This is a genomic window from Moraxella tarda (genome assembly GCF_035181405.1).
Lineage (GTDB): Bacteria > Pseudomonadota > Gammaproteobacteria > Pseudomonadales > Moraxellaceae > Moraxella.
Genome location: NZ_JAYGGV010000006.1, coordinates 59386 through 75017, shown reverse-complemented (window position 1 = coordinate 75017; position 15632 = coordinate 59386). Strand labels below are relative to the sequence as shown.

The following is a 15632-nucleotide window of genomic DNA, read 5'->3' as shown; positions in this document are numbered from 1 at the left end:
ACCATTTAATCTGATGAGGGCACGCCATGAAAGTCATGAGATTTTGGCAAAACCAGCAAGGATTTAGTTTGATTGAGATGCTGGTGGCATTGCTACTGGTGTCGGTGGCGTTTTTGGGGTTTTTGATGGTTCAGGTCAAAGCAAATGGTGCCAGCAAAGATGCCAAAATGCGTACAACAGCGGTATCGCTCATGACGGCTCATGCTGAGGTTTTAAGAAATGCCAGTGATGCTGATAAGCAAATCCATGCCGAGCTGTTTGGTCGCCTTAATCGTTCAAATGGCACAAGCATACAGATGATGAATGATTATCGTATCGCCATCAATGCCATTTTTGTGTCTTGTCAACAATCAGGGTGCAACTCCACTGAATTCATCAAATACCGCACTTTGTGGACCGCTAGACTTGCTGCCAAAGAGGGCGTTCGTCTAAACGCCATTTCACAAAATGGTACATATCAATTGATTGCCGCTTGGGGAGATACGCCAGCCACACAAGGTAAAAATGGCTGTGTTTTGCCAGATGGTAAAATTAATCGTGATGCTCACTGTATGACAATGACATATTAATATTAATGGTGTTTGGGGTGGCAAAATGACAGCAATGCACCACCTGCGTGGTTTTAGTCTGATAGAGATGATGGTCGCTTTGTTCATCGGTGCATTGATTGTGCTGATGGTAGGTCAGGTGTATGTGATGAGTTCGCAAAATGCTTTGAGCCAGCAAAATGTTGCTGACGCTATTAATCAGCAGGTATTTGCTTTTGATGGAATGATGGCAAATTTACGCTTGGCAGGTCTTGGTATTGATGGGTCGGTATTGACCCAAGCGACACCCAGCGGTATTTTGATTCATGCCAAACAACTTGATGGGCAAAATAAAAGTGGCGAAAATTTATCTGCTTACCTAACTGCCAGCCGATTCATCAAAAACGCCCATACCAACCTGCCATCTGATCAGCTGACCATCACCTATCGTGCACCTCAGGATATGTGGAGTTGTGAGGGCGAGATGGTATTGGGTCCTCGTCGTGTTCGGCTAAAAAGTGGCGAAATGGTTGATGTAGATGGTCAAGTGGTGATTGAGCGATATTTTGTGCAAAATGATGATGGTGTGATGAATTTGCATTGTGATTCGGCAAAATTCATTGTACAAAATATTGCTCGTGATGGCACAAGAGATAGGCGGTTTGGACAAAGCTCAACCAGTTTTATGAGTGCTATCATTGACGATGACGCCAAAAGAACAAAAAGTGCTAATGTCATCTATGGATTTGGTGGGCAAGGTGGTGGCCAAATCATTGCTCATCATGTTGAGGGTATGTGGGTGCGATTTGGTGTACAGACTACCGATGGCATCAAGCTGATGGCATCAGGTGACTATGATGCTACTTTGGCGTTACCCATCGTATCGATTGATTTGGCATTGCTTACCCATTCATCATCTTTGATCAATGATAAAGATGATGGGGTAAATGAACAAAGTTTTGCCATATTTGATAAAACAGCAAGACTGACCAATCACGCACCTAAAGGTGATAGACAGCTGCATCAGATGAGTATTGAGCTAAGAAATGCCCAGTCAGGCATCAATGACTAGGAGAGCAAAAGATGAAAGTGGAGCGTGGCTATGTACTGCTGTTGGTGCTCGTTGTGGTGCTTGTTGTGATGAGTTTATCAGCGATGGCCATTCGCCAGAGCCTCACCGATGGCAAACTCGCCTTTGCGACAGGTAAGACAAACTCGCTCTTTGTCATGGCAGATACGCCACTTGCACAGCTTAATCGGTCCGATGTTCGCCAGCTCATGAGTGCTGATGATGGCATCATCGCCAAAATGATGGCTTGGCATGAACAAAATTTTGACAACCAAAATACTAACGATGCTAACAACTTTCATGCCAAAAGCAAAAGTTCGCCACAAACGATAGGCGTGCTGTGCTATCATTTGGCGGCGGGTTTGGAAAATTTTCATCAATATAAGTTGTTATTAAATCCAAGCAATGCACGCTGTGGCAATGGGCAAGTTTGGTTGTGGCTGGTGCTGACTGATGTACCGCAGTTAAATGACTTTGCATACTTACCGTCTGGTGTGGATATTGATGATATCGCAGGCGGTAAGAACATACCTGCACTGAAGGCTTATCATTTGACGATATATTCATTGGCAGTCGCTCGAATGGATAGCCCTTGTGCCAGCCACCCTTTACAGGTCAAATCATGCCTAGAAGAGAGTGGTATTTCTCATCAAATGTTAGTGCAAGAATATCAATATGGCTATTGACAGTGTGAAAAAAATGACACCCAACAAATTATATGATGTGATGTTTTGGCCATTTGCCATTTTTATGTTTGGCATCATGCCAGCTGCTGCCGAACAATTTGGTTCAAGTGTGCTGGCGTCACATTCATCATCTTGTGTTGATGATAGGCCTATCATCACAAGTGTTAAGGCTATGCCACATCATGCTTATGTTGGCATGGCTTATCGAGGTGATGGCAGCTGGCGGGGTGCATTGCTTAAATACCGCATGGCACAAGGTGCTATGGTTAGCACCGATGGCAAGCTGATTTATGAAAATAATCAAGCAAGGGTGCGTCCAGATATTTGGGCGGTGGGCAAGCTGGTGCAAGGTTTTGGTACCCAAGGTCAGCTTAATCAATCAGCAGGCCGTCATCTGTGGGTCTTAAAGGATAAAAATGGTAGGCGTGATGGTGATTTGGTTAAGCTGACAGATGCTACTGACGATCATTTAAGACAGCTGGTTGATTATACTGATGATGAGCTTGCCAAAATTAAGAATGCCTTGAACAATGATGGCATCGGCGCAGTCATGTATCCGCCAAGCACTGATGATAAATCTGGTGTGTTGATTTATACGGATACCAAGGGTGTGTTACGCTTAATTGATGGCAACACAGGCCGACAATTGATGGCGTATTTATCATTACCAGACTTTGATGATCGTGATGGTGGTATTGATGCGGCATGGCGACTGTATCGAGTGCGTGTTGATGGTGGTCAAAACTGGCAAGATAAACTGATTGCGGTGGGTGGTTTTGGGCGTAGCAATAAGGGCCTGATGGCACTTGATGTTACTGATGCCAATCACCCAAAAATGCTTTACCGTCTGACAGAAAGTGAGCTGCCTGATTTATCGCATATTCATGCACCTATCAGTTTGGGTTATATTAGACAAGCTGGCAAGCAGATGGCGGTTTTTGTGTTTGGGGGCGGGTCAGATACCTGTTATCAAGATGGTACAGCTTGTAATAAAAGCATTGCAGAAGGTGCTGTGGTATATGCCATCAATGCTTGGACGGGGCAAAAGGTGCAAAGATGGGTAGGAGGTAGTGAATATGCCAAACACAGCTTTGCAGGGGAAGTTACGCTCATTGATAGGCAGGGTGATGGTGTTTTTGAACATATCTATGCAGCGGACTTAGGTGGGCAGATTTTTCGCTTTGATGTGCACACAGGTGGGGTGAGTCGTGTGTTTGCTGCAAATGATGGCTTATTGGCATTTTCTACAAATTTATTTGCCAGCAATCATCAAAGATTTTACCAAAAGCCCATCGTCAGTTTGTACGATTCGCGTGATTATCCTTTATATCCCAATCGTAATAGACGCTTTGCACTCATCAGTATTGCGTCAAATAATCAGTTGCCTGATGTTAATGGTAAGATGAATCATGTGTATGGTATTTTTGATGATGGGTTGATTGATCTTAATTCACGGCCAACCATTACGCCCAGTGATTTGATTAATATTGATGACAAGACTCAAAATCCAGCTTATTGGCTTGGGTCTGTAGCAAGAGCAAAAGGCTGGATGCGGGTGCTTAATATTGATGATGATACCAATGTAACGCTGATGAATGGTGGTGTGGTTGTGCCAAGTGGGCGTCATTTTGCTCGTCGTGGTGTGCGTGCATTATATCACCTAAGTGTTGCCAAAGTACCACAGTGCTTACATGATATGACCGTACAATCGCAGGGGTTTTGTTTGCCATTTGGGGTGTGTGCCCACCATAAAACAGGGCAGCTATTGACCAACAATGCAAATACCACTATTTTAAATACGCCCACCATTCGTGGTAATTGGCTTACAACTGCCACCAAATCTAGTGATGGCAATTCTTTGGCATGGCAGATTTTGATGCCAAGTGCAAATGTGCTGAATGCTCAGTTGATGAATGGTGGTGTGAGTGGTCAGGGCGATGATGCTGGCAAATCAAACTTTGATGTATCTATCGTACGCAATTTGCGGTTTTTGAGGTGGTACGATGTGCGTAGCACGGGTAATTGATTTTCAGTGGTGCTAGGTTGACTGATGAGTATTATAAAGAAAGATTTTCTAAACATTAAAATTGTGATATAATAAGCACCCTGTATTGAATTGCGTCAGCGAATACCCATATAACTCATGCAATCGTGCAAAGCTTGTATTTTTGTGTAAAGTTCTTATCTTATGTTGCTAAAATTATTGACTTTGTAATGTCTTTAATAATAGTTCATATAAATACATACAAAATATACAAAACTTGGCTGGACAAAACGGAAAAAATCGTTTTAAATACACTCAAGATTGAGCATGCCGTTTGAGCCCCTTTGGATTTTTTATTTTTTTAGGAAATTGAAATGGATCAGCGGTTTGTTTTTTTGGGTAAATTTAATTTTTGGAGAAAATTTATGAAAGTTTTGAATCTGACTGTGATTGGTGCTGCGGTACTACTATCTACCAGTGCAATGGCAAATGTTGCTGTGGATAGCACGAAAACTTTATTCAAAACTGCAACTAACCCAGCGGCAGTTAGTGCAGAAATTGGTACATTGGGCTATGGTGCAAACATCGGCTGGTCATTGAACGACCGCGTTGAACTACAAGCTGGTTGGACAGGTGGTAAAACCAATCAAGCGATTAAGAGTGATGACATTGCTAAGGTTGTTAATGTCGCTAAAGCGCTGAACAATAACGCTAATGGTGCCAAAGTTGATGATTTGAACCTTGCGGTGAAAATCAATGCTTCTAACCCTTATTTGGGCGTTCAGCTTCGTCCAGCTGCCAACTGGTTTACTGTTGGTACAGGTGTAATCGTTCCTAACAATAAAATCGAAGTTGAAGTGCAGCCAGGTGCGGGCGACAGTGGCAATTATCACATCGGTGGTGCTAAGTACTCAAAAGATGCAGTCGGTACTCTAAAAGGTAAAATTCAACATCGCAATACCTTGGCTCCTTACCTAACCGTTGGCTTCCGTCCAAATATCGGTAATAACTGGGGTCTATTTGGTGAAGTGGGTGCAACTTACCTAGGTAAAGTTAATGTTGATATTGAAAATACCAAAGACAACGATGTAACTGTAACTGCTATTGACACTCAAAAGCCTATCAAGCTTGCTGAGCTAGTAGACCAAGCTGAGCGTGATATTGAATCTAAAAAAGATTTAAAATGGCTAAGCTGGTTCCCAATTGTTAAAGTTGGTGCTACTTACCGTTTCTAATTCATTTTGAATTTAAGCACATAAAACAATCCCAGCCTTTTGGTTGGGATTGTCTTTTTATGGCTATGTTTTATATGTAAAACTTGGTGTGCTTAAAAAAACCAATGATCAGTATAAATTCATCGCATCAAATACAGATATACAGCTTGGTAAATTCTTGATATAATCAATAATACTAAGTAATGATTTGACCATTTAATCTGGCTGGTGCGCCTAATATTGTCGTTGTAGATTGGGTGTGGCACGATGAACCATTGAGTTCATCATAAAGTGGTTGGATTTGTTAACTTACCAATTACCAATTTTACCAATGTAAAACACGGAGTTTTAAAAATGTCAGGGCAAGCCCCCACCAAAGTTTATCTAAAAGATTATACGCCACCTGTTTTTAAGGTTGCTAAAATTGACCTTGATATTAAGTTGTATGATGGCCATGCTACTGTTGATGGCGTGCTGAATATGATAAGACAGCATGATGGCGATCTTGTGCTTTTTGGGCGTGAATTAGAATTAAAGTCAGTAATCATGAATGATGAAGTACTGACTTCTGATGATTATACACTAGATGATGAAAAATTGATCATTCATCATGCACCAGATGAGGTGGTTATTCGCACTTCTGTGGTAATTTATCCGCAGAAAAATACCGCACTTGAAGGATTGTACCAAGCTGGCACAGGGGAGGAAACGATGTTTGTTACCCAGTGCGAGCCAGAGGGTTTTCGTAAAATCACTTTCTATCCTGACCGCCCAGATGTGTTGGCAGAGTTTACCACTCGTGTGGAGGCGGACAAAGCATTTCCGACTTTACTTGCCAATGGCAACTTGATTGAGCAGGGTGATTTGGGTGATAGACATTTTGCCATTTGGCATGATCCAACTTTAAAGCCAAGCTATTTATTTGCCTGCGTCATTGCTGACCTTGATGTGATGCAAGATAAATTTACCACTTCTGAGGGTCGAGAAGTGTTGTTGGAAATCTATGCCACCAAGCAGGATTTGGATAAATGTCATGTTGCCATGCAGGCTTTAAAAGATTCAATGAAGTGGGACGAAGATAACTATGGCTGTGCTTATGACCTAGACCGTTATATGATTGTGGCGACGGGCCAGTTTAATATGGGGGCGATGGAAAACAAAGGCTTGAATATTTTTAACACTTCTTGTGTCTTGGCCAGCCCAGAGACAGCAACCGATGAGCGTAGTTTCCGAGTGAAATCAGTTGTAGCACATGAATATTTTCACAACTGGACGGGCAATCGTGTTACCTGCCGTGATTGGTTTCAGCTGTGTTTAAAAGAAGGCTTGACGGTTTTTCGTGATCAGAGCTTTTCTGGTGATTTTCGTTCAAAAGCGGTACAACGCATTGAAGATGTGGCAGTGCTACAAGCACATCAGTTTGCCGAAGATGCTGGACCACTTGCTCATTGCGTTCGTCCTGAAAGTTTTGTGGAGATAAATAATTTTTACACCACGACCATTTACGAAAAAGGTGCAGAAATTGTTCGTATGATTGCCAATCTCTTGGGTAAGGAAAAATATCGCCAAGGTACAGATGAGTACTTTTCTCGACATGACGGACAAGCGGTAACCATTGAGGATTTTTTAGCCGCTTTATCAGTGGGTGATCAAAGGGTGATGGACTTTTTGGCTTGGTATCGTCAGCCTGGTACACCTGAATTATTTGGTGATTTTGAGGTTGATGGCAGTAAAGTAACCATCAATTTGTCTCAAAAAACTCGCCATGTAGCAGGTTTTGATACGCCAGTTGCCTTACCAATTCCTGTGGATACGGCAATTTTTAATGGTGAAACTGGTGAAATTTTGGCACAAAGAATGCTTCTTTTGACCAAAGAATCAGACAGCTTTGTATTTGAGGATTTAGCACTTGATGGTGTGCGTCCTGTCGTATCGGTATTGCGTAATTTTTCTGCTCCTGTCAAATTAAACTTTGAATATGGTGATGAGGATTTGATGAAGTTGGTGGCCTTTGAAAATGAAGGTTTCAACCGTTGGCAGGCGGTACAGATATTTGTCAATCGTCTGCTTTTGGGTAAATCTGACAACATCAAGCTTTTGACCGATACGCTGCGTGCAGTTGTGCCAAGTTTGATGAATACCGACCCCATGTTGACCGCCCGCCTGTTTGATATACCAAGTGAACAAGAATTGGCGATGGCGTACGAATCAGATTATCAACCTTCGGCAGTCAAAGCGGTTCGAGATGAGCTAAAAAAAGCGATTGCAAATGATTTGTCCGATGTCGTAGGTGAGTGGTATCAGATGTTGCCAATTGAGCCGTATGAAGATACGCCTGATGCTCGTGGCCGTCGTCTGTTGCGTAATGTGTTATTAGACATTGCACTAAGTGCAGGTGTGGACAATGCAGAAAATTGGACATATCGTCAATATGATCTTGCTGTATGTATGAGTGAAAGATTGGGTGCACTGTCGGCAATGGTTGAGTTTGACTTGGCAAAATCTGCTGATTATGTGGCAGACTTTTATGACAGATTTGCTGATGATGATTTGGTCATTGATTCTTGGTTTAGCATTCAGGCACGAGCAGGCAGTCGTGATGTGGCGTTCATCAAGTCATTGATGCAAAGAGACGACTATGATTGGAATACGCCGAATCGTGTGCGTACCACGCTAGGCGGCTTGGCTACCAAGCCTGTTCAGCTATGGAGCGAAGAAGGCTTATCGCTGTATTTTGATGCCATCATTCGCCTTGATGCAACCAATCCTGCATTGGCATCACGACTGTTATCTAATTTGAGTCATTGGTACACACTAAGTGAGGCAAGTAAAGCACAAGTTAAAGAAAGGTTAATTGCTTTGCAGACTGCTGCCAAATCCAAAAATGTGTTAGAATTTGTTAATAATATGCTAAACGCCTAACCATGACCATAAAATACGGTGAGTCTGACTTGCCGTATTTTTTTGTTTCTTTTACAATCAATAAAGACTAAAAATACCCAAATTCAATGAAGCCACCTTTTTATTACACCCCAATCATTCGTCTTGCCATGCCAATCTATCGTTACATGGTCAAAAGAAAATCGCAACATTTGTTGACTTATGAGCGAGAGTTGAATGAACGATTTGGCAAAAAATATCTGCCTGTGCCAGCAATGACCTTTTTAAAAGATTGCTTGGACGACTTGGATTGTTTTGGTGAAAAATCAATCCAAAATAAAGGCTTGATATGGTGTCATGCGGTGAGTCTTGGTGAGCTAAATACTGCTTATCCATTATTAAAAATCTTATTAAATCAGGGGTTTGGACTTTGGATTACCAGTAGTACACAAACGGGTTTTAATCGAGTTGGTGTGCTATTTAAGGGCGAGTTGGGAAAGTCGGTTAATCATAGTTTTGTGCCTGTGGACGACTTGATTGTCATTCGGCGATTCATTGCTCATGCTCGCCCAGTCATGGCAATATTTGTTGAGACAGAGCTGTGGGCCAATATTTTGTATGAACTCAATCGTCAAAGCATTCCATCTGTCTTGGTCAATGCCAGATTGACCAAGAAGTCTTTTGATGGTTATGCAAAATTTGGCAAATTGAGCCAAAGCATGATGCAAAACCTGACCGCCATCATTGCCCAAGATGAAGTATCGGCAGACAGATTTGCTAAATTGGGTGCGAATAAAGAAAAAATTCATGTTGCCAACTCTTTGAAATGGGCAAATCTTGGGCAATTATCAAACGAAAATCAAGACCTTGTGGCTAAGATTGCTACTTGGCAAATGGGTCAAAGACCAATCTGGCTTGTCGGTAGTACTCATGAAGGTGAGGAGATACTGATGCTTGAAGTTCAAAAACAGCTATTAAAATCTGACAAAAACCCTTTGCTAATCCTTGTGCCACGCCACCCAGAGCGTTTTGATAAGGTGGCGGTTTTGTGTCAATCATCAGGGCTTATCACACACAGACGCTCGCAAAATGAACAAATCACACCAGATACACAGGTGTATCTGGTGGACAGTATGGGTGAGCTTTTGGCATGGTATAAAGTGTGTGATGTGGCGGTGGTGGCTGGATCATTTGTTGATAAGGGCGGGCACAATCCGATTGAGCCTGCATCTTTTGCAAAGCCTGTGGTGATGGGGCAGTTTGTCAAAAATTGCGAGGCTTTGGTGGCACAATTGTCGCAAGTTTCTGCACTTGTGCAGACAAACAGTGTGGCAACTGATATTGCTGAGGCGGTGGCGTGCTGGTTGTTTGATGTCAATGCAGCAACAATATCAGGACAAGCTGGGGCAGATTTGGTTACCCAAAAACGACACTCTGCCCAAATACAGGCTGACATTTTGTTAAATTATTTGTCTTCTTGCCAAGACTAAAACTGGTATTTGATGTTTAGATAAACAAAAAAAAAAAAGAATGCCATCAGCACTCTTTTTTTGTTTTTGTAAATTTAGGCGTTTGGGCAAATCTTGGCGATTTGCTCTCCCATTTGTACCGTTTTACCATGCACAAGGCCATCATTCCACATTGTGCCTGCTGATTTTGGCAGGATGATGATGGCGGTGGAGCCAAGATAAAATTGCCCAAGCTCATCACCTTTTTTGAGTGGCAAATCGTGTGTGCGATGTTGAATATAAGGCGTGCGTTTGATTGCTCCTGTTGCCACACAGCTAATGCCTGCCACTATCATTGCACCCACTAGGACTACGCACGCTTTGCCAAAGGTGGTGTCAAACTCACACACCAGCCGTTCATTTCTTGCAAACAAATCAGGCACATGCTCAGCGGTGGTATTATTGACCGAAAATAGTGTGCCTGGCACATAACGGGTGGCGGTCAGCACGCCATCAAAAGGCATATGTACACGGTGATAGTTTGTGGGTGCCAGATAAATGGTGGCAAAAGAACCATCAACAAATGTCTTGCCCAATTCAAAATCAGCAAGTAATTGTCCTACATCATAGTCATACCCTTTGGCTTGTAATAATTGCCCTTGATGAATTGTTCCGATTTGGCTGATTTTGCCATCAGCAGGGCAAGCCACGCCATCGGTGCTATCATCTATTGGACGCATGCCATCTTTTAACTCACGAGTAAAAAAATCGTTAAAGCTGTCATAGTCATCTAAGTTGTCTCGCTTGTATTCTGCCAAATCTATATCATAGGCTTTGGCAAAAGCATGAATGAAAGTTTTTTTGATATAAGGATTGTCGCTCCTAGCAAGGTGGCCTGCAATTTTAGAGAGGGTCTGTTGCGGGGCGATATTTTGGGCTAAGGTAAATAAATTCATCATTCCTCCATTTTGTATGTTGTTTGGTGCATTGTTTGGGTTGGTGTATTTTAACCGATATTTGTTATAATGACCGTTTTATTTTTGCAAACTTGTATGATAAATCTGCCATTTGGCTAATCAATTGTAAGAATCAAACTAAGGAAATCTATGAAAGCTTTAATTCAACGAGTTCATTTTGCTCATGTTGAGGTAGATGGTAAAATTATTGGCCAGATTCAAAATGGAGTGCTTGCATATATCGGCATTGGCAAAGATGACGATTTTGGGCGTGCGTGCAAACTTATTGATAAAATTCTAGCCTATCGTATTTTTGAAAATACCACCGAGGCTGAAAAACTGGGCAAGTTGGATAAATCCGTATCTGATTTTGGTGGGGGCTTATTGCTTGTTTCGCAGTTTACCTTGATGGCAAAGACGGATAAGGGTCGTCGCCCTGATTTTGCTCCTGCCATGCCACCTGATGATGCCAAACGATTATTTGATCAGTTGGTGGTTTATGCCAAATCAGTTTATCCAAGCGTCCAAACAGGAGAGTTTGGTGCTGATATGATGGTAAGTTGTGCTAATGATGGGCCGATTAATTTCATTTTGGAGGTTTGATGGCAAAATCAGTATCCAATGAATGCAAAATCAAGAGGTGGTATCTTTGCTGTCATCAGCAACGATAAAGCAAGTGCAGAGCCACAAGAGTGTGTAAAGCCAAGTGTGCCATGCCCTGTGTTTAGCCATAGATTATAAAACTGATCACCAGTACCACCATGTTTGATATGACCAAGATAGGCACGCCCGATGAGTGGTACATTTGAGGGAGTCATAGGACGAAGCCCTGTCCAGTAGTTTGGCTCATCATAGCTTAGTGCATCGCCAAATAGCATTTGCACACGCCGTGTCAAAGCCTGACAGCGTATGTCATTGAGTTTGGTATTGTAGCCGTCAAATTCTGCCGTACCAGCCACTCGTAGTACATCACGCTCACCACTTGTGAATCGACTCATGACAAGTTTGTACTCATCATCAATAAGACTGACCTGTGGGACGCGTGTGCCATCAAGCACGGTATAGGTTGCAGAGTAGCCCTTAGCAGGGAAAATGGGCAAGCTTACCCCAATGGGATCAAGCAAGCGTTTGCCATAACTTGCCAGACATACAACATAATGGTCGGCACGGTGAGCGGATTTGATACCATTTTGGCAGATGGTGATGTGGCTAATGCGTCTGTCTACTGCTACGATTTCATCAATGTGTGTATTGAAGACAAATTTTACTCCATTGGCTTGACAATGTTTGGCAAGTTGATTGGTAAAAACATTCGCATTGGCAGAAAAATCAGTATTTGTATAGGTTGCACCTATGAGCTTATTACCAAGTATTGATAGGGCAGGCTCAATATCAATTGCTTGGTCGGGTGTGATGGGTATGCGATGACAGCCCAGCTCCTGCATTCTTATGGTGGGGGCAATGGCAGACTGGTATTCGGCAAGGTCGGTATAAAAATGCATGATGCCTTGTAGGCGTTGCTCAAATGCTAGCGGTAATTTACTCATTAGTGCTTTTAAGGTTGCACGAGAGTATAGTCCTAAACTGACCATTTGTTTTAAGTTGTCATCAGCACGGCCTTTTGTGCATTCTTTTAAAAAGCGTAGGATAAAGCGGATTTGCTCAATGTTGCCATTGGGGCGGTAGAGTAGCGGTGCGTCAGGTTGGGCGAGCCATTTTAAGGCCTTTATGGGTGTGGTAGGATTCGCCCAAGGCGTTGCGTGGCATACAGAAATTTGTCCACCATTAGCAAAACTTGTTTCCATTGCAGGGGAGTTTTGTCGGTCAATGACGGTAACATCAAAACCAGCTTGTGACAGATACCATGCACTTGCTACGCCAGTTACACCAGCACCAAGCACGGTAACGGAGCTTTTGGCATCAGCCACGAGCGACACTGCCATTTAGGTTGTCTGGTAAAGATAAAACAGTTAAATTTTTCAAATCATCAGGGCGTGCAACGACCAAAGCGAGCTGGCCATCGCTATTGACAACGGTGACTTTATTATCAATATCAATATCGCCAGCTTTGACAAGGTGTAGCCATGCTTTCGGGGTGGCCTTAAACCAAAGCCTTGCAATGATCTCCTGCCCTAAATAACAGCCTTTGTCATAATCTACACCACCACGCTGGTGCAGCCGAAGCTCTTGTGGCTGAAATTGCTCACTTGTCTTGGCGGTTATCCAATAATTGCCTGTTTTTAGACTGACTTCTTGCCAAGTTTGCCAATCTGCTTCGCTTTGATTTTCCAAAAAAGTTGGCACATGGTTCATGACGCATGGATAAATTTGGATAGGCTTAGATAAAGATATTTTTGAAAATGTGCCATATTTTTTGATGTGTGCCTGAAAATCATCTGCCAGATCACTTGATAACACAATGACAAACGCATCGTTTATTTTTTTTATCCAAAGTCCAAATTGCACGCGTCCTTTTAGGTTGCAAATGGCGGTAGGTAGATATTCACTACCGATTTTGGCAGTGTTTGCGGTGATTTGGCCTTGCAAAAATTTGTCAGCGTCTTTGCCACTTAGTGTGAATGCGGTAAAATTCATGGTGATTATCCAAAAACTGTCAATAAAACCAAAATATATCAAACTTCATTAATAAAATGCTAGGTTGGGGAGGCTTCTTAAAATTCAAGGGTAAAAATTTTTCCAAATTTACTGTAAATTAAGTTAAAATAAGAGTTTAATCAACTAGGAAAAGACCATGACACTACCAAACTGCCCAAAATGCGATGAAAGCTATACTTACCAAGATGGTGAACTGTTGATTTGCCCCATGTGTAGCCATGAGTGGCAACAAGGCGAAGCAGAAGACAACTCCCCTGTCATTAAAGATGCAGTTGGCAATGTACTCAATGACGGTGATAGTGTTACTGTGATTAAAGATTTGAAGGTAAAAGGCTCGTCTACACCAATTAAAGTTGGCACAAAGGTCAAATCCATTCGCTTGATTTATGACGCACCAGATGACCATGACATTGATTGTAAAATTGATGGTTTTGGGGCGATGAAACTAAAATCTTCTGTTGTCAAAAAGGCCTGATTCACTTTGATGATGCTTGGCGTTTTCATTTAAACATATCAAAGCATTCATTTTTTGGTGCTTTTTATTGCTACTTGCCACAAATATGGACCATGCCAGCTTGCTTTGTTTCTATTTAAACATTTAAACTGCTTTTTACTTTAGATCATTTGACAAACCGTTCAACAAACTTAACAAAAAGAGACTTAAAATGACCCAGCTTACCGCCGACCAAATTTTGTTTGAAAAAGCCAAACGCCATATTCCCGGTGGTGTCAACTCCCCTGTGCGTGCTTTTACTGGTGTGGGTGGCACTCCTGTTTTTGTCAGTCGAGCCAAAGGGGCGTATATTTATGATACCCAAGACCACCCTTACATTGACTATGTTGGCTCTTGGGGGCCGATGATTTTGGGTCATGCTCATGATAAAGTCATCAATGCGGTCAAATCGGCTGCTGATGATGGCTTATCATTTGGTACGCCTACGCCTTTTGAAATAACGATGGCGGATTTGATTTGTGAGATCTTGCCACACATTGAGCTTGTTCGGATGGTGTCAAGTGGTACAGAGGCAACCATGAGTGCCATCAGACTTGCAAGAGGCTATACAGGGCGAGATAAGATTGTCAAGTTTGAGGGTTGTTATCATGGGCATTCAGACAGTCTTTTGGTGAAGGCGGGTTCTGGTATGTTGGATATTGGCGAACCAACGAGTAAGGGCGTACCTGCTGATTTTGCCAAGCATACTTTAACTTTGCCTTATAACGATGTTGATGCTCTAAAAGCCGCTTTTGAAAATTTTGGTAGCGAGCTTGCTTGCGTGATTGTAGAGCCAATCGCTGGCAATATGAACATGATCATTCCTACTCAAGAATTTCACACCACTTTGCGTCATCTTTGTACCCAGCATGGCGTGGTTTTGATTTTTGATGAAGTCATGACGGGTTTTCGTGTCGGTCTAAAAGGGGCAAGCGAGTATTTTGGCATTACGCCTGATTTGACTACTTTTGGTAAGATTATTGGGGCGGGTTTGCCTGTTGGGGCGTTTGGGGGTAAGCGAGAAATCATGTCGCATATTGCGCCGCTTGGCGGTGTTTATCAAGCAGGCACGCTTTCTGGCAATCCTTTGGCGATGCGAGCAGGCAAAGCGATGTTTGATGAACTGGTGAAACCTAATTTTTATCAAGAATTGACACAAAAAACCACTAAGCTGGTCAGTGGTCTGCAAGACTGTGCCAACAAGCATGGTGTGGCGTTTACCACTTGCCATGTAGGCGGTATGTTTGGACTGTTTTTTGCCAAGGATTTACCAAAAAACTTTGGCGATGTGGCAAATGCTGATGTTGCTAAGTTTAATAAATTCTTTCATGGCATGCTTTCTCGCGGTGTACATTTTGCACCTTCTGCTTTTGAAGCATCATTCATGTCAGCCGCTCATAGCGATGAAGATATTGAACAGACCTTATTGATGGCAGACGAAGTTTTTGCTACACTTTGATTGTTGACAAGGTATGGCAAATGACTGAAAAATTCAATTTTGGCACGATTTTGTGCTAAAATTAAATCCAAATACTTGAAGATAAGCATTGGAGATTTATGCGTTTATTGTTGGCATTATTTTTACCGTGGATGCAGTTTTTTACCATCGGTCGCCCATTCTCAGGGCTTTTTTGTTTGATTTTACAATTGACATTTATTGGTTGGCTACCTGCTGCAATTTGGTCGGTGTATGCCCTAAGTCAGTACAAGACAGACTAAAAGATCAAACAAATTGAGCAATCATATTTACACGATTAAT

General features: G+C 42.3%; 14 protein-coding genes. 11 read left to right on the top strand and 3 right to left on the bottom strand.

Going from position 1 to position 15632, the window contains the following annotated elements; translation table 11 throughout:
- The first annotated feature begins 26 nt into the window (after positions 1 to 26).
- From U9670_RS07765 to U9670_RS07735, 7 genes are all read left to right on the top strand, one after another.
- Entirely contained in the window at positions 27 to 569 is a 543-nt protein-coding gene (locus U9670_RS07765) for a type IV pilus modification PilV family protein (RefSeq protein WP_323842055.1), read from the top strand.
- A gap of 25 nt (positions 570 to 594) precedes the next feature.
- Positions 595 to 1599 carry a PilW family protein gene (locus U9670_RS07760; RefSeq protein WP_323842056.1) on the top strand — a complete coding sequence of 335 codons (1005 nt, stop codon included), beginning with the start codon at positions 595 to 597 and terminating at the stop codon, positions 1597 to 1599.
- Positions 1600 to 1610: 11 nt separating this feature from the next.
- Positions 1611 to 2282 (top strand): hypothetical protein, encoded by a 672-nt coding sequence (locus tag U9670_RS07755; RefSeq protein WP_323842057.1) that lies wholly within the window; start codon positions 1611 to 1613, stop codon positions 2280 to 2282.
- Between the two features lie 13 nt (positions 2283 to 2295).
- The gene (locus U9670_RS07750; RefSeq protein WP_323842058.1) at positions 2296 to 4308 is read left to right on the top strand and encodes a PilC/PilY family type IV pilus protein; all 2013 of its coding nucleotides are present in this window, start codon (positions 2296 to 2298) and stop codon (positions 4306 to 4308) included.
- Between the two features lie 383 nt (positions 4309 to 4691).
- The gene (locus U9670_RS07745; RefSeq protein WP_323842059.1) at positions 4692 to 5501 is read left to right on the top strand and encodes a hypothetical protein; all 810 of its coding nucleotides are present in this window, start codon (positions 4692 to 4694) and stop codon (positions 5499 to 5501) included.
- 333 nt (positions 5502 to 5834) lie between these two features.
- The gene (pepN, locus tag U9670_RS07740; protein WP_323842060.1) at positions 5835 to 8402 is read left to right on the top strand and encodes an aminopeptidase N; all 2568 of its coding nucleotides are present in this window, start codon (positions 5835 to 5837) and stop codon (positions 8400 to 8402) included.
- An 86-nt stretch (positions 8403 to 8488) separates the two neighbouring features.
- Positions 8489 to 9850, top strand: coding sequence for a 3-deoxy-D-manno-octulosonic acid transferase (locus U9670_RS07735; RefSeq protein ID WP_323842061.1), 1362 nt, complete (start codon positions 8489 to 8491; stop codon positions 9848 to 9850).
- 74 nt (positions 9851 to 9924) lie between these two features.
- Here the strand turns inward: U9670_RS07735 and asd are convergent, their stop codons facing one another.
- The gene (asd, locus tag U9670_RS07730) at positions 9925 to 10764 is read right to left on the bottom strand and encodes an archaetidylserine decarboxylase (RefSeq protein ID WP_323842062.1); all 840 of its coding nucleotides are present in this window, start codon (positions 10762 to 10764) and stop codon (positions 9925 to 9927) included.
- 150 nt (positions 10765 to 10914) lie between these two features.
- On the opposite strand from asd, the gene dtd reads away from it, so the two are divergent.
- Positions 10915 to 11367: a D-aminoacyl-tRNA deacylase gene (dtd, locus tag U9670_RS07725; RefSeq protein WP_323842063.1), complete on the top strand. Its 453-nt coding sequence runs from the start codon at positions 10915 to 10917 to the stop codon at positions 11365 to 11367.
- Between the two features lie 8 nt (positions 11368 to 11375).
- Here dtd and U9670_RS07720 read toward each other — a convergent pair whose 3' ends face one another.
- Together U9670_RS07720 and ygfZ are read right to left on the bottom strand one after the other, a co-directional pair.
- A complete protein-coding gene (locus U9670_RS07720; protein WP_323842064.1) occupies positions 11376 to 12707 on the bottom strand; it encodes a D-amino acid dehydrogenase in 1332 nt (443 codons plus the stop codon).
- Complete coding sequence (gene ygfZ / locus U9670_RS07715; RefSeq protein WP_323842065.1) at positions 12685 to 13359, bottom strand: CAF17-like 4Fe-4S cluster assembly/insertion protein YgfZ; 675 nt, start codon at positions 13357 to 13359, stop codon at positions 12685 to 12687. The genes U9670_RS07720 and ygfZ overlap by 23 nt, the downstream gene beginning before the upstream one ends.
- A 157-nt stretch (positions 13360 to 13516) precedes the next feature.
- Between ygfZ and U9670_RS07710 the strand changes: the two genes are divergently transcribed.
- From U9670_RS07710 to U9670_RS07700, 3 genes are all read left to right on the top strand, one after another.
- Positions 13517 to 13855 carry a zinc ribbon domain-containing protein YjdM gene (locus tag U9670_RS07710; protein ID WP_323842066.1) on the top strand — a complete coding sequence of 113 codons (339 nt, stop codon included), beginning with the start codon at positions 13517 to 13519 and terminating at the stop codon, positions 13853 to 13855.
- Positions 13856 to 14045: 190 nt separating this feature from the next.
- Entirely contained in the window at positions 14046 to 15332 is a 1287-nt protein-coding gene (gene hemL, locus U9670_RS07705; protein ID WP_323842067.1) for a glutamate-1-semialdehyde 2,1-aminomutase, read from the top strand.
- Between the two features lie 98 nt (positions 15333 to 15430).
- On the top strand, positions 15431 to 15592 hold the full coding sequence (locus tag U9670_RS07700; RefSeq protein ID WP_323842068.1) for a YqaE/Pmp3 family membrane protein: 162 nt from the start codon (positions 15431 to 15433) through the stop codon (positions 15590 to 15592).
- Positions 15593 to 15632: the final 40 nt, after the last annotated feature.

Excerpts from the sequence above, each read along its gene's own strand:
- U9670_RS07700 (WP_323842068.1), top strand. The coding sequence starts at position 15,431 with ATGCGTTTATTGTTGGCATTATTTTTACCGTGGATGCAGTTTTTTACC.
- pepN (WP_323842060.1), top strand. The coding sequence starts at position 5,835 with ATGTCAGGGCAAGCCCCCACCAAAGTTTATCTAAAAGATTATACGCCA.
- U9670_RS07745 (WP_323842059.1), top strand. The coding sequence starts at position 4,692 with ATGAAAGTTTTGAATCTGACTGTGATTGGTGCTGCGGTACTACTATCT.
- U9670_RS07760 (WP_323842056.1), top strand. The coding sequence starts at position 595 with ATGACAGCAATGCACCACCTGCGTGGTTTTAGTCTGATAGAGATGATG.
- U9670_RS07765 (WP_323842055.1), top strand. The coding sequence starts at position 27 with ATGAAAGTCATGAGATTTTGGCAAAACCAGCAAGGATTTAGTTTGATT.
- dtd (WP_323842063.1), top strand. The coding sequence starts at position 10,915 with ATGAAAGCTTTAATTCAACGAGTTCATTTTGCTCATGTTGAGGTAGAT.
- U9670_RS07720 (WP_323842064.1), bottom strand. The coding sequence starts at position 12,707 with ATGGCAGTGTCGCTCGTGGCTGATGCCAAAAGCTCCGTTACCGTGCTT.
- U9670_RS07750 (WP_323842058.1), top strand. The coding sequence starts at position 2,296 with ATGACACCCAACAAATTATATGATGTGATGTTTTGGCCATTTGCCATT.
- U9670_RS07735 (WP_323842061.1), top strand. The coding sequence starts at position 8,489 with ATGAAGCCACCTTTTTATTACACCCCAATCATTCGTCTTGCCATGCCA.
- U9670_RS07755 (WP_323842057.1), top strand. The coding sequence starts at position 1,611 with ATGAAAGTGGAGCGTGGCTATGTACTGCTGTTGGTGCTCGTTGTGGTG.
- hemL (WP_323842067.1), top strand. The coding sequence starts at position 14,046 with ATGACCCAGCTTACCGCCGACCAAATTTTGTTTGAAAAAGCCAAACGC.
- asd (WP_323842062.1), bottom strand. The coding sequence starts at position 10,764 with ATGAATTTATTTACCTTAGCCCAAAATATCGCCCCGCAACAGACCCTC.
- U9670_RS07710 (WP_323842066.1), top strand. The coding sequence starts at position 13,517 with ATGACACTACCAAACTGCCCAAAATGCGATGAAAGCTATACTTACCAA.
- ygfZ (WP_323842065.1), bottom strand. The coding sequence starts at position 13,359 with ATGAATTTTACCGCATTCACACTAAGTGGCAAAGACGCTGACAAATTT.